This window comes from Kribbella voronezhensis (assembly GCF_004365175.1).
Classification (GTDB): Bacteria; Actinomycetota; Actinomycetes; order Propionibacteriales; family Kribbellaceae; genus Kribbella; species Kribbella voronezhensis.
On record NZ_SOCE01000001.1, the window covers coordinates 446190 to 463847 of the forward strand.

Annotated in this window: 10 protein-coding genes; 1 reads left to right on the top strand and 9 read right to left on the bottom strand. The window is 70.1% G+C overall.

Features of this window, described 5'->3' with window-relative positions:
- Positions 1 to 145: 145 nt before the first annotated feature.
- The 4 genes from EV138_RS02040 to EV138_RS02055 form a co-directional block, all read right to left on the bottom strand.
- Positions 146 to 1459 carry a M16 family metallopeptidase gene (locus EV138_RS02040; RefSeq protein WP_133976763.1) on the bottom strand — a complete coding sequence of 438 codons (1314 nt, stop codon included), beginning with the start codon at positions 1457 to 1459 and terminating at the stop codon, positions 146 to 148.
- Positions 1456 to 3687 carry a polyribonucleotide nucleotidyltransferase gene (locus EV138_RS02045; RefSeq protein WP_133976764.1) on the bottom strand — a complete coding sequence of 744 codons (2232 nt, stop codon included), beginning with the start codon at positions 3685 to 3687 and terminating at the stop codon, positions 1456 to 1458. Before EV138_RS02045 ends, EV138_RS02040 begins: the two co-directional genes overlap by 4 nt.
- Before the next feature lie 265 nt (positions 3688 to 3952).
- Positions 3953 to 4225, bottom strand: coding sequence for a 30S ribosomal protein S15 (rpsO, locus tag EV138_RS02050; RefSeq protein WP_012920573.1), 273 nt, complete (start codon positions 4223 to 4225; stop codon positions 3953 to 3955).
- Between the two features lie 117 nt (positions 4226 to 4342).
- Positions 4343 to 5305, bottom strand: a complete 963-nt coding sequence (locus EV138_RS02055; RefSeq protein WP_133976765.1) for a bifunctional riboflavin kinase/FAD synthetase — start codon at positions 5303 to 5305, stop codon at positions 4343 to 4345.
- Positions 5306 to 5436: 131 nt separating this feature from the next.
- Here EV138_RS02055 and EV138_RS02060 point away from each other — a divergent pair, with 131 nt between their 5' ends.
- The gene (locus tag EV138_RS02060) at positions 5437 to 6450 is read left to right on the top strand and encodes an SGNH/GDSL hydrolase family protein (protein ID WP_133976766.1); all 1014 of its coding nucleotides are present in this window, start codon (positions 5437 to 5439) and stop codon (positions 6448 to 6450) included.
- A 75-nt stretch (positions 6451 to 6525) separates the two neighbouring features.
- Here EV138_RS02060 and EV138_RS02065 read toward each other — a convergent pair whose 3' ends face one another.
- From EV138_RS02065 to infB, 5 genes are all read right to left on the bottom strand, one after another.
- Positions 6526 to 7407: an NAD-dependent protein deacetylase gene (locus EV138_RS02065; RefSeq protein ID WP_133976767.1), complete on the bottom strand. Its 882-nt coding sequence runs from the start codon at positions 7405 to 7407 to the stop codon at positions 6526 to 6528.
- Positions 7408 to 7463: 56 nt separating this feature from the next.
- Positions 7464 to 12950: an ATP-binding protein gene (locus EV138_RS02070; protein ID WP_133976768.1), complete on the bottom strand. Its 5487-nt coding sequence runs from the start codon at positions 12948 to 12950 to the stop codon at positions 7464 to 7466.
- 81 nt (positions 12951 to 13031) lie between these two features.
- Positions 13032 to 13952 (bottom strand): tRNA pseudouridine(55) synthase TruB, encoded by a 921-nt coding sequence (gene truB / locus EV138_RS02075; RefSeq protein WP_238157910.1) that lies wholly within the window; start codon positions 13950 to 13952, stop codon positions 13032 to 13034.
- A complete protein-coding gene (gene rbfA / locus EV138_RS02080; protein WP_202866596.1) occupies positions 13933 to 14370 on the bottom strand; it encodes a 30S ribosome-binding factor RbfA in 438 nt (145 codons plus the stop codon). The genes truB and rbfA overlap by 20 nt, the downstream gene beginning before the upstream one ends.
- Positions 14371 to 14451: 81 nt before the next feature.
- Positions 14452 to 17616 carry a translation initiation factor IF-2 gene (infB, locus tag EV138_RS02085; protein WP_133976770.1) on the bottom strand — a complete coding sequence of 1055 codons (3165 nt, stop codon included), beginning with the start codon at positions 17614 to 17616 and terminating at the stop codon, positions 14452 to 14454.
- Positions 17617 to 17658: the final 42 nt, after the last annotated feature.

Below are 17658 nucleotides of genomic sequence, written 5' to 3' on the forward strand. Positions count from 1 at the left end.
CCTCAGAGCACCTGTACCCGCAGAGGGCCCTTCGGTCACGATAACGCCGACACAACCCCAAGTCATCAGATGTCAACGGCGTCTGACCCCAAAAAACGGACCATCCGCACACAGCGTGCGAACGGTCCGTGGAGTGAGCGCGTGATTACAGGGTGAAAGCGCCTGCGTCCTCGTCGAAGGGCCCCATCACGGTCAGCGCCGGGTCGCCCGCATAGAGGTCGGCCGCGAGTTGGCTGACATCGTCGAGGGTGACCGCGTCGATGCGGCGCAGGATCTCGTCGACGGTCGGCAGTTCGCCGTACACGAGTTCGGCCTTGGCGATCCGGGTCATCTTGGCGCCGGTGTCCTCCAGGCCCATCACGACCGAGCCGCGCATCTGCCCCTTGCCGCGGAGCAGTTCGTCGGCCGTGATGCCGCCCTTGGCGATCGTGGCCAGCTCGGCCCGGATCACGTCGAGCACCTCGGGAGCCTTCTTCGGCAGACAGCCCGCGTACACACCGACCATGCCGGAGTCCGCGTACGCCGAACCGAAGGTGAAGACCGAGTACGCCAGACCGCGCTTCTCCCGCACTTCCTGGAACAGCCGCGACGACATGCCGCCACCGACGATCCCGTGCAGCACGCCGGCAACGAATCGTCGCTCGTCGTTGCGCACGAGCCCCGGCATCCCGAGCACGAGATGCGCCTGCTCCACATCACGGTGGTGCACCTGCACACCCCCGTACGTCGGAACGCGGCGCGCCGACCCACGTCGTACCGGCGTCGGCTCGGCCTCGCCGGTGGCCCAGTGCCGCTCGAACGCCTTGCGGACCAGCTTGACGACGTCGGAGTGCTCCACGTTGCCGGCGACGGAGACGACGATGTTCTCCGGGCGGTAGCGGCGGCGGTACCAGCCCGTCACCTGGCGCCGGGTCAGCGCGGCCACCGACTCCGGCGTACCGGTGATCGAGCGGCCGAGCGGCGACGAGCCCCAGAGCTGCTCGGCGAACAGGTCGTGGATGTGGTCCGACGTCTCGTCGGCGTGCATCGCGATCTCTTCGTCGATGACGTCGCGCTCACTCTCGACGTCTTCCTCGGTCAGCGTGGCCGAGGTGATCATGTCGCAGATGACGTCGACCGCGAGCGGCAGATCGGAGTCCAGCACCCGGGCGTAGTAGCAGGTGTACTCCTTGCCGGTGAACGCGTTCATCTCGCCGCCGACCGCGTCGATCTCCGCGGAGATCTCCAGCGCGTCACGGCGCTCGGTGCCCTTGAACAGCAGGTGTTCGAGGAAGTGCGTCGCACCGGACAGCTGGATCGGCTCGTCCCGCGATCCGACGCCGACCCAGAGACCGAAGGTGACCGAGCGGAAGCCCGGTACGGACTGGGAAAGCACGCGGAGCCCGGAGGGCAGGACGGTCCGTTTGACCGGACCGCCCGCCTCCGAGCTCAGCAGCGTGCTGGTGATGGCACGTGTCACTCGGCGGGAGCGACCTCTGCGTCGTCACCCTTGCTGTCACCCTTGGCCGCGTCCTCGTCGAGGACCGGGATCAGCGACAGCTTGCCGCGGTCGTCGATCTCGGCGATCTCGACCTGGAGCTTCTGGCCGACGGACAGGATGTCCTCGACGGCCTCCACCCGCTTGCCACCGGCCAGGCCGCGCAGCTTCGAGATGTGCAGCAGACCGTCCTTGCCGGGGAGCAGGGAGATGAACGCACCGAAGTTGGTCGTCTTCACGACCGTGCCCAGGTAGCGCTCGCCCTTCTCCGGCATGGTCGGGTTGGCGATCGCGTTGATCATCGCGCGCGCCGCGTCGGCCGAGGGGCCGTCCGTCGCACCGATGTACACCGTGCCGTCGTCCTCGATGGAGATGTCGGCACCGGTCTCGTCGGTGATCTGGTTGATCATCTTGCCCTTCGGGCCGATGACCTCGCCGATCTTGTCGACCGGGACCTTCACCGAGATGACCCGCGGCGCGAACTCGCTCATCTCACCCGGGGCGTCGATGGCCTTGGCCATCACGTCGAGGATGGTCAGGCGGGCTTCCTTGGCCTGGGTCAGCGCGCCGGCCAGGACGTGCGCCGGGATGCCGTCCAGCTTGGTGTCCAACTGCAGGGCGGTGACGAAGTCCTTCGTCCCGGCGACCTTGAAGTCCATGTCGCCGAACGCGTCCTCGGCGCCCAGGATGTCGGTCAGCGCGACGTACTGCGTCTCGCCGTCGACCTCACCGGAGATGAGGCCCATCGCGATACCCGCGACCGGTGCCTTCAGCGGCACACCGGCCGACAGCAGCGACAGCGTCGAGGCGCAGACCGAGCCCATCGAGGTGGAGCCGTTGGAGCCGAGCGCCTCGGACACCTGACGCAGCGCGTACGGGAAGTCCTCCCGCGACGGCAGCACGGGCACCAGGGCCCGCTCGGCCAGCGCGCCGTGACCGATCTCGCGGCGCTTCGGCGAACCGACCCGGCCGGTCTCACCGGTCGAGTACGGCGGGAAGTTGTAGTTGTGCATGTAGCGCTTGCGCGTCTCCGGGGAGAGCGTGTCGAGCTGCTGCTCCATCCGGAGCATGTTCAGCGTGGTGACACCCATGATCTGGGTCTCGCCGCGCTCGAACAGCGCCGAGCCGTGCACCCGCGGGAGCACCTTGACCTGCGCCTTGAGCGGCCGGATGTCGGCCAGGCCGCGACCGTCGATGCGGACCTTGTCGGTCAGCACGCGCTTGCGGACCAGCTTCTTGGTGAGCGAGCGGAAGGCTGCGGACAGCTCCTTCTCGCGACCCTCGAAGTCGGCGGCCAGCTTGTCGACGACAGCGGCCTTGACGGCGTCGGTGGCCTCTTCGCGGTCGTGCTTGCCCGCGATGGTGAGCGCCTGCGACAGCTCCTCGGTGGCAGCTGCCTCGACAGCGGCGAACGCGTCGTCCTGGTAGTCCGGGAACAGCGGGAACTCACCGGTCGGCTTGGAAGCCTTCGCGGCCAGCTCGGACTGCGCCTCGACCAGCGTCTTGATGAACGCCTTGGAGGCCTCGAGGCCCTGGGCCACGATCTCCTCGGTCGGCGCCTGCTTGCCGGCGGCAACGGCGTCGAAGGTGCCCGGGGTGGACTCGGCCTCGACCATCATGATCGCGACGTCACCGGTGTCGGTGACCCGGCCCGCGACCACCATGTCGAAGACGGCGTCCTCGAGCTCGGTGTGGGTCGGGAACGCGACCCACTGCTGGTCGATCAGGGCGACGCGGGTGGCGCCGATCGGACCGGAGAACGGCAGGCCGGCGATCTGGGTGGACATCGACGCGGCGTTGATCGCCAGCACGTCGTACAGCTTGTCCGGGTTGAGCGCCAGGACCGTGATGACGACCTGGATCTCGTTGCGCAGGCCGGACACGAACGACGGCCGCAGCGGGCGGTCGATCAGCCGGCAGGTCAGGATGGCCTCCTCGGAAGGACGGCCCTCCCGGCGGAAGAACGAGCCCGGGATCCGGCCGGCGGCGTACATCCGCTCCTCGACGTCCACCGTCAACGGGAAGAAGTCGAACTGGTCCTTGGGCTTCTTGCTGGCCGTGGTGGCCGACAGCACCATCGTGTCGCCGTCGAGGTAGGCGGCGGCGGAACCGGCGGCCTGCTGGGCCAGCCGGCCCGTCTCGAAGCGGATGGTACGGGTGCCGAAGCTGCCGTTGTCGATGACTGCTTCAGCGAACTCTGCGCCCTCCATGGGCGCGTTTGTGGTTCCCGACACGGGATACCCCTCTCGTCACTTGAGACGACTGTGAGGCGCGAACTCTCCGGGGGTGTGCCGGTCTTCGATCGAGGCCCGCGGGGGCAGCTGAGCTGTCCCGAAGGCCACTACCGAGGACCGGTCGTCGGCCCGGCACGCAAATCGCGTCGTCTCGTTGTCGTTGATTATTCAGTTGTCCCACGCCAGGCGTGGATACGCGAGAAGCGGCCACCCCAGAGTACGGTGGCCGCTTCTCACGACGTCATCGGCGAAGGCCGAGCCGCTCGATCAGGGACCGGTAGCGGTTGATGTCCTTCTTCGCCAGGTAGTTCAGCAGGCGGCGGCGCTGGCCGACCAGCAGGAGCAGACCACGACGGCTGTGGTGGTCGTGCTTGTGCTCCTTCAGGTGCTCGGTCAGGTCCGCGATGCGGTGGGTCAGGAGCGCGACCTGGACCTCGGGGGAACCGGTGTCGCCCTCGGTCAGGGCGTACTCGCCGATGATCTTCTTCTTCGCCTCAGGATTGGCTGACGACACGTGCGATCCTCTCGATGTCCGTTGCGCGGCGCACCGGGGCTTGGGTCACCCGGGCACTCTCGATCCGCGGCCGTTCAGACGGCAGCGTCCACGGTACCAGTCCGTGGACGCGTCACCCTAATTCTGGGTAAGGATCCGGCGGGCGTTGTCGACATCGAGCTTCATCTGGACCAGCAGGTCGTCGATGGTGTCGAAGCGGATCTGGGTGCCGCGGAGGCGGGCGACGAAGTCCACCGCGATCCGCGAGCCGTACAACTCCAGGTCGTCACGGTCGAGCACGTAGGACTCGACCCGGCGGTCGACGCCGTCGAAGGTCGGGTTGCTGCCGACGCTGATGGCCGCGGGCAACGGTTCGCCGTACCGCGGGGTGCCGGGTGCGGGCTCGATCACGGTCAGCCACCCGGCGTACACGCCGTCCAAGGGGACCGCGGCGCCTGTCAGGGCAGGGATGTTGGCCGTCGGGTAGCCGAGTTCGCGACCGCGCTTGTCGCCCTCGATCACGGTCCCGGTGACCCGCAGCGGCCGCCCGAGCGCGACGGCCGCGCCCTCGACGTCACCTTCGGCGATCAGGTTCCGGATGTACGTCGAGGACCACGGCTGGGCGTCGCCCGCGAGGGAAAGACCCTCCACCTCGAAGCCGGCGGCGGCACCCGCCTCGACCAGGGTGTCGACGTGCCCGGCCGCCCGGTGGCCGAAGCGGAAGTTCTCCCCCACCACGACCGCCTTGGCGCGCAGGGTGACGACCAGGACCCGGTCGATGAACTCCTGCGGCGACCACACCGCGGTCTCCTTGTCGAACGGCAGGATCAGTACGGCGTCCGCTCCGGCCGCCCCGAGCAACTCGGCCCGCTCGGCCGGCTCGCTGATCGTCGCCGGCGCGTGGCCGGGCCGTAGTACCGCCATCGGGTGCGGGTCGAAGGTCATCGCGACGACCGGCAGGCCGCCGAGCGCCTCCGCCCGGGCCCGGGCGTGCGCCAGCACCTCCTGGTGACCGCGGTGCACTCCGTCGAAGTTGCCGATGGTGACGACCGAGGGGCCGAAGTCGGCGTCCACCTCGTCCAAACCGTGCCAGACACGCATGGCAGCAGGATTCCATGCCGGTCCCGTCCCCCGATCGGCAGGGACCCCGATTGCTGGTTGGTCACCCCTTGTAATCGTTCGGTGACTCGACCTAAGGTGGCCGCGGCATCTGGTCGACCTTCGGAGGACCCGTGAAGATTCACCGCCTCATCGCTGCCTGCACCGCCGCGGCTCTTCTCGGCACGTTGTCGATCACGGCTCCCGCGACCGCCTTTGCCCCGGCCGCGCAGTACAAGAAGTACGTCGCGCTGGGTGACTCCTACACATCGGCGCCGTTGGTGCCGCTGCCCGAACTGCTCTCGCTCGGCTGTCTGCGCTCGATCGGGAACTACCCGAAGCAGCTGGCCGCGCGGCTCCAGGTCACCTCGTTCACCGACGTGAGTTGCGGCGGCGCGGACACCACCAACATGACCCAGCCGCAGAGCACCCCGCTCGGCACCTTCCCACCGCAGTTCAACGCGCTCACGGCCGACACCGACCTGGTCACCGTGGGGATCGGCGGCAACGACTTCGGCGTCTTCGGCGACATCACCAGCACCTGCCCCGGACTGCGCGCGAGCGATCCGGCCGGCGCCCCGTGCAAGGCGCACTTCACCGTTGACGGCAAGGACGCCCTGGCCGGCAAGATCGCGCAGACCCAGGTCCGGATCACCGAGGTGGTCAACGGCATCAAGCAGCGCTCACCGAAGGCGACGATCGTGCTGGTCGGCTATCCGAAGATCGCGCCGGAGAAGGGCACCTGCCCGGACATCCTGCCGTTCGCCGACGGCGACTACGCCTACCTGTACTCGATCGAGCAGAAGCTCAACCAGGCCGTCGAGAACGCGGCGGCGGCCGGCGGCGCGACGTACGTCGACACCTTCGGACCGTCCACCGGTCACGACGCGTGCGCCCCGGAAGGGCAGGCCTGGATCCAGGGCAAGGACATCAACCTGCTCCGCGCCCTGAACTACCACCCCCGCTTCGAAGGTCAGGCCGGGGTCGCCTCGCTGACCTTCAAGAAGCTGACCGGTGCTCAAGAGACCGTCACCGCCGCCGAGCAGGCGAGGTGGGCCGCCGAGGCCCGCACGCTCAGCGCGAAGGCTGCGAAGGACCCGGCCGTCAAGGCCGCCATGAACCGCCTACGGACCGGCGCGCAACGCTGACCCTTTCCAATCCGTACGGCGGACGCCGGGCCGGCCCCACTTCACGCGTGGACCGGCCCGGTGCCTTTTGCTGGATCAGACGGCGGCCGTGAGCTCGGTGAGCGCCTGGCCGAGCGGCAGGTTCACCCGGTGGGTCGCATACGGATCGCCCCGCGTGATCCCCTGGTTGACGATCAGCACTTCCTTGCCGGCTTTGGCGGCGTACCGGACGAAGCGGAAGCCGGACATCACGGTCAACGACGAGCCGAGAACGAGAACCGCACGCGCCTCGTCGATCAAGGAGTAGCACCGCTCCACTCGCGGCTTCGGGACGTTCTCCCCGAAGAACACCACGTCCGGCTTGAGCAGAGCCGACCCGCAGCTCTTGCACGGCACCAGCCGGAATCCACCGACGACATCCTCGGGCAGCTCGACGTCACCATCGGGGTTGATCCGCGTCGCCACGCCCTCGAAGGCCGGATTGGCTTCGCGGAGACGGCGATCCAGCTCCTCGCGCGGCGTCGTACGGCGGCAGTCCAGGCAGATCACGCGGTCGAGATTCCCGTGCAGCTCGATCACGTCCCGCGCCCCGGCCGCCTGGTGCAACCCGTCGACGTTCTGCGTGATGACGCCGGTCAGGAACCCACGCGCCTGCAGTACTGCGACCGCCCGGTGCCCGTCGTTGGGCGCGGCGCGCGCGATCGTCCGCCAGCCGAGGTGGCTGCGAGCCCAGTAGCGCTGCCGGCCCGTCTCGCTGCCGACGAAATCGGCGTACGTCATCGGGGTGTGGGTGCGCAGGCTGCCGCTCGCGCCGCGGTAGTCCGGGATTCCTGACTCGGTGGAGATCCCGGCGCCGCTCAGCACGACCACTCCCCCGTCGGCCACGACCTCGGCGACCGGCGCCACATCCGCGATTCCCGGGGCAAGCGACAGCACGTCAGGACCGGGAGTCCAACTCAAGGTGGGGCGAGAACGCACCCACCAAGAGTAGCCAGCAACCCCAGGCACGCCTCGGAAAGGGCGAGGCGACCTGGTCAGGACAGGCCGGCCTCCAGTGCTGCGATCAGCTGGGGCCGGAGCTCCTCGGGCCGGATCACGGCGTCCACCGAGCCGACTGCCACCGCCCGGTGGATGTTGTGCACCCGGTCGAATTCGGCCGCGACCTCGCCCAGTTTCTCGGCCCGCACGGCCGACCGGAGCTCGGTCAGCTCGTTGGTCAAGGTGGCCCGCTCGGCTCCCTCGGCCGCGGCGAGCCGGGCCGCGACGGAAGCGACGCGCGGGTCGGCCGACGTACGGGTGTCGACCTCGCGGGAGAACACCACGGCCGCCGCCGGTGCGCCGCCGATGACCGAGGCGAACGAGCCCTCGACCGCCAGCACGGTCATCCGCGGGTTCAGCGCCTTGGAGAAGACGACGAACGCGCCACCGTGGTACCGCGAGACCACGCAGAAGACGATCGGGCCGTCGAAGTTGACGATCGCCCGGCCGATCTCCGCGCCGTACTCCAGTTGCAGGTTGCGCATCGAGTCCGGTGAACCGTCGAAGCCGGACAGGTTCGCCAGCACCACCAGCGGACGGTTGCCGCTGGCACCGTTGATCGCGCGGGCCGCCTTCTTCGACGAGCGCGGGAACAGCGTCCCGCCGGTGTAGACGTCCGGGCCGTCCGTCGGCGAGAGGCCACGCCGCGGTACCGGCTTGGACTCGATGCCGAGCAGGCATACCGGCAGGCCACCGAGCCGGGTGTCGACGACGACCGCGGTCTCCGCGTCGGCCATCCCCGCCCAGCGCTCCAGCATCGGGTGGTCCTGGTCGGCCACCGACCGCATCAGCGTGCGGATGTCGAACGCCTTCTTGCGATCCGGGTTGGTCGTGTCGGAGAAGATCCCGCCGACGGTGGTGAAGCCGCCGTCGGCCGGATCGTGCGGGTACGCCGTGACGTCGCGGTCGTGCGGGTCGGTGGTCGGTGCCCGCCGCGGCCCGGGCTCCCCCGGTACGACGTACGTGTGGTCGTAGTGCGCCATCAGGATGTCGCGTGCACCGGCCAGGTCGGGCGCCCAGTACTGCGCTTCGCCGTTCGGCCCCATCACCCGGTCGTAGCCGCCGATGCCGTAGTTGTCCTCGGCCGAGACGCCACCGGCGAAGTCGAGCGTCTCCTTGCCGGTCAGCACCATCGCCGAGTCGGGCGTCATCACCAGGATGCCCTTGGTGTGCATCAGCATCGTCGCTTCGGCGTTCCAGTACGGCTGGGCGCCGACGTTGATGCCCGCGACAACGATGTTGATCTCGCCGCCGGCCTGGGTGAACTCGACGATCCGCTTGAGCGCCTTGGCGACCCAGTCCATGTTCTCGGTGCCGGAGTCCATCGAGATCCGGGCGCCGGCGGAGACCGCGAACCACTCGACCGGGACCCGCATCTTCTCGGCCAGGTGGAGGGCGGCGATGATCCGGCCGCACTCGGCTTCGGCGACCGCGCCGAGCGCCTTGGTCGGGTCGCCGCTCAGCACGACCCGCGTGATGCCCTCGGGGTGCCGGCGGGTCGGCGTACTGATGACGCCGGCGATCAGGCCGGCCTTGTTCAGGCCGCGGGGCCGGTCGACCGGGACCAGCGTGCCGGTGTCGTCCAGGTCGTACTCGACGTAGCTGCCGCCCGCGCCGGCGACCATCCCGGCCACCTCGTAGGGGTAGACGGTGTTGCGGCGACGGGCCCGGAGCACCTTCTGCGCATAGTCGTCGAGCGGCTTGAGCGGCTCGGTCGCAGGCCGTTCGACGGCCGTCACGACGCCCGCGCCGGGCTGGTAGTAGAACCGGCCGACGACCGCGAACGGTACGCCGTTGGTGCCCATCACCCGGCCGGCGACGCTGACCTCTTCGATCCCCGCGCCGGAGGTCAGCGGCGCGATGTTGCGCTTGAGCGCCGTCAGCTCGGCGACCTCGGCGTCGAGGACCGGCCAGATCGTCACCCAGACGTGGTTCATCTCCAGCTTGGCCCCGGCGGCACCGCGCGCGGTGCGGGCCCGGCGGATGCCTTCGAGGCAGTTCGCGATCGCGCGCTCGACGTGCGGCAGCGCGGTGATCTTGCCGTCCTCGTCGCGCACAGCGGCGAACTGGCGGACCTGGGCCAGCGCCACCAGTCGTTCGTCGGCTTCGTTGTCACGGGCAACACAGTGGTAGAGCAGCACGTCCTGCGGCGCGTCGAGCCGGGTGATCCGGAAGTCGCGCAGCCGCCACAGGTTGAGCCGCCGCCCGACCATCGGGTGGACCCCACGCACGTTGTCGTCCTCGACGGCGCCCTGGGTCGACAACCGGTAGGTGAAGTACCAGACTTCGCGGCCACCGCCCGGTACGACGGCGATCGCCACCCGGCGTACCTGCTGCTCGAACAGCAGCGGGGCGACGATCTCGCACAACCGGTCGGACGCCTCCTGCGGGGACTCCGGCGTCTGCGGCCAGGACAGGTAGAGGTCGGCCACTGTTTCATGGCCGGCCGGGCGAGCGGCGAGCTCGGCGGACAGGTCGCGCACCAGCGAGCTGCCGGGGTCGGCCACCTCATCGACCGTCCCGATCGTCGTGACCAGATGCGTCGGACGCGCGTCGACGGTGTAGTCCGCCGTCGTGAAAGCGCGACCGTTCACCGTGGCGTTGCGCAGGCCGTGCAGCTCGTACTCGAGGTAGTGACGACGGACCAGGACTTCCAGCATCGGCTCGGTGCCGTTGACCCCTCGTTCGAGCCGCTCGGCCAGGAAGCGCACGATCTGCTCGGGAATCGTCGCGAGCGCCTCGACGCGCTCGGCGTGACCAGGAGCCTCCGGGTCCAGCGAGAGCGCGGCCAGCTCGTCACCGACGCCTGCCAGCACCTCCGCGCGCGCCTGATCCACCTGCGGCTGGTCGAACCAGCGGAACCGCACACTGCGAGCCAGGTCGCCGATCACCGGGAACCGTAGCTGCGTGGCGAGCACCAGGTGCTCCAGTACGGCGTACGCCTCGGCGTCCAGTGGTGCCTCGGGCTTGTCCTCGACCAGCCACTGCTCCAGCAGCGACGTCACCAGCCGTACGTCGGGAGACGTGCGCTGCTGGGCCAGGAAGATCCGGAACACCGCGTCGGTCAGCTCGTCGGTGCGGTCCAGGTCGGTGACACCGTAGTGACCGAGCACTCGCGCCAACCGCTCAGTGAACTCCGCCGGCAGCCCGGCACGCTCGGTGTCGAGCGTCTGCAGGTACGTGTGGAAGTGCTCCTTGGGGCTGTGCACCCGCAGCTCGGTCCGCAGGTCCTCGCTGGCCGGCCGGTTCCGGCTCAGCTCGGCCAGGTCGGCGAAGAGTCGCAGTACGCCGATCTCCTCCGCCACCGGAGGCTCGGCCAGCTCGGCCCGGGCCGACAGGTACTCGCTCAGCGTCCGGCTCTCGTCGACCGGGTCGATGTCGAACCCCAGCAACATGCTGCTCAGATCGTCCAGGCCACGGGCCGCTCGCTCTGCCGCGGTCGCCTGTTCGGCCGGCTCGGGCAGCTCCAGATCGACGTTCTCGCTCGTCTCGACGACAGCGTCGGCGTCACCGATCGGCTCCAGCAGCACCAGCGGCGCGCCGGTCTCGACCTGGCTGCCGGTCGACACCGGCAGCTCACGCAGGATCGCCTTGAACGGCGCGTGCAGCACCGTCTCCATCTTCATGCTCTCCAGCACGAGCACCGGCGCCCCGGCCTCCACCTCGGCGCCGACCGCGACCGGAGTCGCGACGACCAGGGCCGGCGACGGCGCGCGCAGGAAGCCGCCCTCGTCCCGGCTGACCCGGTGCGTGACTCCGTCGACCTCCACCAGGTGCACCGGCCCGTGCGTCGCGGTGACGAGACGGAACCGGTGACCGGCGACGACCAGGCGTACGTCGTACTCGTCCAGGCGCTCGTGCTCGACATCCAGGGACCGCACGCCGTCGCCGATCGCCACGCCCACGCGGTACCGGCTTGCGCCGATCCGCGCGACGGTCACCTTGTACGACGCCCCGCGCAGCTTCAGCGCGATCGCCCGGCCGACCTCATGTTGCACCTGGGGACGCCCGCCACGGGCGGTCTCCAGCAGCCGCTGCCGCTCGACCCGCTCGGCCTCCTGGTACGCCTCGATCGCAGCGGCGATCAGAGCGACGCCGGAGTGCCGGCTCGACACCAGCCGGCCCTCGCCGCGGACCCGGTCGATCCAGCCGGTGTCGGCGCTGCCGTCGATCACCTCGGGCTGGTCCAGCAGGTCGAGCACGAAGCTCTTGTTGGTCGCGCCGCCCTCCAGTACGACGACCGTGTCGGCGACCGCACGCCGGAGCCGGCCGAGGGCCTCGTCGCGGGTCCGGCCGTACGCGATGATCTTCGCGATCATCGAGTCGAAGTCCGCCGGGATCGAGTCGCCCTCGCTGACCCCGGTGTCGACGCGTACGCCGGGACCGGTGGGCAGCCGCAGCCGCGCGATCCGGCCGGGTGAGGGGGCGAAGTCGCGGTCCGGGTCCTCGGCGTTGAGCCGCGCCTCGATCGCGTGGCCTTGCTCGACCGGCTGCGTGCCGACGAGACGGCCGCCGGAGGCGACGTGCAACTGGGCCTTGACCAGGTCGAACTCGGTGGTCACCTCGGTGATCGGGTGCTCGACCTGCAGGCGGGTGTTGACCTCGAGGAAGGCGAACAGCTTGTCGCCCGGGTGGTACAGGAACTCGACGGTGCCGGCGCCGCTGTAGCCGACGGCAATGGCCAGCCGCTCGGCGGAAGTCTTCAGCTCGGCGACCTGGTCGGGAGCGAGGACCGGCGAGGCCGACTCCTCGATGACCTTCTGGTTGCGCCGCTGCACCGAGCAGTCGCGGACGCCGAGCGCCCACGCCGTACCCTGCCCGTCCGCGATGACCTGCACCTCCACGTGCCGGGCGCCGGTGACGAGCCGCTCCAGGAAGAGCACACCGCTGCCGAAGGCGCGGGCGGCCTCGTCGCTGGTCCGCTGGTACGCGTCGCGCAGGTCGTCGTCGTCATGGATCACCCGGATGCCGCGGCCGCCACCACCGGCGGTCGCCTTCAACATCACCGGGTAGCCGATCCCCCGCGCCGACTCCAGCGCCGCGTCGAGGGACTCGACCGCACCCCGGCTCCAGGGTGCCACCGGTACGCCGACCTCCTCGGCGATCAGCTTCGAGCCGATCTTGTCGCCGAGCTTGCGCATCGCCTCCGAACTCGGCCCGATGAACGTCACGCCGATCCGCGCGCACAGGTCGGCGAACGTCGGATCCTCCGCGACGAAGCCCCAGCCGACCCAGGCGGCGTCGGCGCCGGATTCCACCAGCGCCCGCTCGAGCTTCGCGTGATCCAGGTACGGCCGTTCCGAGGCCGGACCGAGCGGGTAGCTCAGGTCGGCCTCGCGCACGAACGTCGCAGTGCGCTCGGCATCGGTGTACAACGCAACCGTCTCGACGGTGCTGCCCGTCTCGGCGTTGAGCTCGCGGACCGCGTTGATCAGCCGCATCGCGGCTTCACCCCGGTTGACGATGGCGATGCGGTTGAACACCGGGCGGCACTCCTGTCGTTGGACTCCAGCTGTCACCGCACACATTCCCAGGCAGCCGGGGCTACCGTCGAGTCGGGTTGATCAGCTCACGAAGACTGCGGTGGGTTTGGCGAGCGGTCCGTGCGGCTCGTAGAGCGCCAGGAACTGGCCCGTCGGATCGAACATGGCGGTCTGTCCCGCCGCCAGTTTCAGGCCGGGAAGCGGCCGGCCGGTACGAATAGCGGCCGCCTGCTCCGCGTCGGCGTCGTACCGCGGGAAGGTGTCCGCCGCGACCTCGGCGATCGGCAGATAGCTGAACGACTCGGCCAGCTCTTCCAACGTGTGCGCGGCAGCCATCCCGAAGGAGCCGACCCGCGTCCGCCGGAGCATCGTCAGATGGCCCCCGACGCCGAGTTCGGTGCCCAGGTCGCGGGCCAGCGCGCGGATGTAGGTGCCGCTGGAGCAGTCGACCGAGATGTCCACCTCGATCCCGGCAGGGCCGGGCCGTACGTCGAGGACCTCGTACCGGCTGACGGTGACGGAACGGGCCTTGAGCGCGACCTCTTCGCCGGCCCGGACCCGCTCGTAGGCGCGCTTGCCGTCGACCTTGATCGCGGAGACCTTGGACGGCACCTGCGAGATCTCACCGCGGAACCCGGCGACGGCCGCCTCGATCCCTTCGACGGTCACCTCGGCGAGCGCCTCCGCCGAAGCGGTGGTGACGATCTCGCCCTCGCGGTCGTCGGTACTGGTCGAGGCGCCGAGCAGGATCGTCGCGTCGTACGACTTGTCGGCCAGTTGCAGATGGCCGAGCAGCCTGGTGGCGCGGTTGAGCCCGACCACCAGGACCCCGGTGGCCATCGGGTCGAGGGTGCCGGCATGGCCGACCTTGCGGGTGCCGGCCAGCTTGCGGATCCTGGCCACCACCGTGTGCGAGGTCAGCCCGGCCGGCTTGTCCACCACAACGATGCCGTCGGCAACGATCATGGCTGCGGCGAGCGGGTCACTCGTCGTCGGAATCATCGTCCTCGCGGTGCTTGTAGGGGTCGGCGTCGCCGGCCGGCTTGGCCCCGGCGGCGGCCTTGGCCACCTCGGCGTCGGCCTGGCGGGCCTTCTCCAGCAGCTCCTCGATCTGGCCGGCCGTCTCCGGGATCGCGTCCAGGTAGAACGCCAGACTCGGCGCGCGCCGCAGCCCCAGCGCCTTGCTGACCTCGCTGCGGATCAGGCCGCGGGCCGACTCCAGGGCCGCCGCGGTCGACGCGCGCTCCTGCTCACCGCCGTACACGGTGTAGAAGACGCTCGCCTCACTCAGGTCTCCGGTCAGCTTCGCGTCCGTCACCGTGACGAAGCCCAGGCGGGGATCCTTCACACGGCGCTCGAGCAGTTCGGCCACCAGAACCTGGATCCGGTCGGCCAGTTGCTTAGCCCTTGCTTCACCCATCAGGGCTCACTCCTTCATTCAGACATGAACAACGTCCGGAGCGGCGGCTTCCACCGCCACTCCGGACGTTACTAGAGGCAGTTAGCTCCGCGGCTTCTCGCGCAGCTCGAACGCCTCGACGACATCGCCGATCCTGATGTCGTTGTAGTTCTGCACGGTCAGACCACACTCGAAGCCCTCGCGGACCTCGGACGCGTCGTCCTTGAACCGCTTGAGCGACGACAGGTCGCCGTTGTCCACGATCACCGCGCCGTCGCGGATCAACCGGATCTTGGCGTTGCGGCGGATGACCCCGGTGGTCACCCAGCAACCGGCGATGTTTCCGACCTTCGACGAGCGGAAGATCTCCCGGATCTCCGCCTGGCCCAGCGAGACTTCCTCGTAGACCGGCTTGAGCATGCCCTTCAGGGCCGCCTCGATGTCGTCGATCGCCTGGTAGATGACCGAGTAGTACCGGACATCCACGCCCTCGCGCTCGGCCAGGTCACCGGCCTTGCCGGCCGGCCGAACGTTGAAGCCGATGATGACGGCGTCGGAGGCGATGGCCAGGTTGACGTCGTTCTCGTTGATGGCACCGACACCACGGTCGATCACCCGCAGGTTGACCTCGTCGCTGACCTCGATCCGGACCAGCGCGTCTTCCAGCGCCTCGACCGAACCGGAGCCGTCGCCCTTGAGGATGAGCAGCAGTTCCTGGCTCTGCCCCTTCTCCATGGAGGCCATGAAGTCCTCGAGCGTACGACGTGCGCGCCGCTTCGCGTTGGCCGCGGCACGAGCCCGGGCTTCCCGCTTCTCGGCGATCTGGCGAGCCATCCGGTCGTCGTCGACGACCAGGAACTTGTCGCCCGCTCCTGGTACCGCGGTCAGACCGAGTACCAGCACCGGACGCGACGGCAGCGCCTCCTGCAGCGAGTTGCCGTGCTCGTCGAGCATCGCCCGGACCCGCCCGTACGCCGGACCGGCCACCATCGAGTCGCCGACCTTCAGCGTTCCGCGCTGCACCAGCACGGTCGCCACCGGTCCACGGCCCTTGTCCAGGTGCGCCTCGATCGCGAGACCCTGGGCCGGCATGTCCGGGTTGGCCCGGAGATCCAGCGCCGCGTCCGCGGTCAGGATGACGCCCTCGAGCAGGCCGTCGATGTTGATCCGCGACTTCGCCGAGACGTCGACGAACATCGTGTCGCCGCCGTACTCCTCGGGCACCAGGCCGTACTCGGTGAGCTGACCGCGGACCTTGGTCGGGTCCGCCGCCGGGACGTCGATCTTGTTCACCGCGACCACGATCGGGACGTTCGCGGCCCGGGCGTGGTTCAGTGCCTCGATCGTCTGCGGCATCACGCCGTCGTCGGCCGCGACCACCAGGATGACGATGTCGGTGGCCTGCGCACCACGGGCACGCATGGCGGTGAACGCCTCGTGACCGGGGGTGTCGACGAAGGTGATGGCGCGTTCCTGGCCGTCGACCTCGGTCGTCACCTGGTACGCACCGATGTGCTGGGTGATGCCACCGGCCTCGCCGGCCACGACGTTCGCGTGCCGGATCGCGTCCAGCAGCTTCGTCTTACCGTGGTCGACGTGACCCATCACGGTCACCACCGGCGGCCGGGCCGCCAGCTCGCCCTCGCCACCCTCGTCGGTGCCGAAGTCGATGTCGAAGGACTCCAGCAGCTCGCGGTCCTCGTCTTCCGGCGAGACGACCTGAACGTCGTAGTTCAGCTCGGTGCCGAGCAGTTCGAGGGTCTCCTCGTTGACCGACTGGGTCGCGGTCACCATCTCGCCCAGGTGGAACAGCACCTGGACCAGCGATGCCGGGTCGACGCCGACCTTCTCGGCGAAGTCCGTCAGCGAGGCGCCACGGGCCAGCTTCACGACCTCGCCGTCACCGTGCTTGACGCGCACGCCGCCGACGGCCGGAGCCTGCATGTTGTCGAATTCCTGGCGCTTGGCGCGCTTGGACTTGCGACCACGACGGGCCGGACCACCCGGACGCCCGAAGGCACCCTGCGTTCCGCCCCGGCCCCGGTTGCCCGGGCCCGGACGACCGCCACCGCCACCACCGGGCGGGCCGCTGGGGCCACCACCCGGACGGAAGCCGCCGCCACCGCCGCCGCCACCCGGACGCGCACCCGCGCCGGGACCGCCGGAACCGCCGCCGGGACGGCCACGGCCGCCACCCCCGGCACCCGCGCCACCGCCGCCGCCCGGACCGGACGGACGACCGGTGAACGTGCCGGCCGAGGACTTCGGCATCATCGCCGGGTTCGGACGCGGTGCGCCCGGCACTCCGCCGGACGGACGCGGCCGGTCGGTGCCACCGGTACGGGCCTGGGCAGGCCGCGGCGGCATACCCGCCGGCGTTCCACCCGGGGCCGGTGCCGCCGGAGCGCCACCACCCGGACCAGGACGGGCGCCACCGCGCTGCATGCCCTGGGTCGAGCTGAAGGGGTTGTTGCCCGGACGCGGAGCGCCCGGACGGCCGCCCTGGCCGCCGTCACGCCCACCCGGAGCACCCGGACGGGGCGATCCACCCGGACGCGGCGCACCCGGACGAGGGGCGTTGCCACCCGGCCGAGGAGCGTTGCCCGGTACACCGGGACGCGGCGCGGGCCGGGCCGGAGCATCGGCCGACCGCGGCGCGGCCGGAGCCGGGCTCGGTGCGGCCGGAGCCTGTGCTGCCGGGGCCTGCGTCGCGGGCGCATCGGCCGGAGCCGGTGCCGCCTTGGCGGCGGGCGCCTCGAACGCGGGCTGCGCGGGCGAGGACGGAGCCTCGACCGCAGGGGCCTCGGCGGCCGGGGCCGGCGTGGCCTCGACGCGCGGACCTGGCTTGGGGCCAGGACGCGGACCCGGACGAGCCGGCGACGGCGCGGACGTTCCCGCTGCCGGCGCGGCCTTCTCGGTCACCGTCGGCTCGGCGGCGACCGGAGCCGCCTGGGCGGCCGGCGCGGTGCGCTCGGTCTCCACAGCCGGGGCCGGAGTCGCCGCGGCCACCTCGGGTGCGTTGTCCGCCGGCGTGACCGGCGCTGTTGCCTGCGCGGTCGCAGGCGAAGTACTTGCGGCGGCCTTCTTGGCCGCGCGCTTCTTCGGCGGGTTCTTCTCGAACTCCTCCGCCAACCGTCGTACGACGGGTGCCTCGATCGTCGAGGACGCCGATCGGACGAACTCTCCCATGTCGTTCAGCCTGGTCAGAACGACCTTGCTGGTAACTCCGAGCTCTTTCGCGAGCTCGTAGACCCGGACCTTTGCCACTACTCTCCCTCTGGTCCGAGCCTGGGGCGCGGACCGTTAATC

Coding starts and splice junctions, on each gene's coding strand:
- EV138_RS02045 (WP_133976764.1), bottom strand. CDS start 3,687: ATGGAGGGCGCAGAGTTCGCTGAAGCAGTCATCGACAACGGCAGCTTC.
- EV138_RS02055 (WP_133976765.1), bottom strand. CDS start 5,305: ATGCGTGTCTGGCACGGTTTGGACGAGGTGGACGCCGACTTCGGCCCC.
- truB (WP_238157910.1), bottom strand. CDS start 13,952: ATGATTCCGACGACGAGTGACCCGCTCGCCGCAGCCATGATCGTTGCC.
- rbfA (WP_202866596.1), bottom strand. CDS start 14,370: ATGGGTGAAGCAAGGGCTAAGCAACTGGCCGACCGGATCCAGGTTCTG.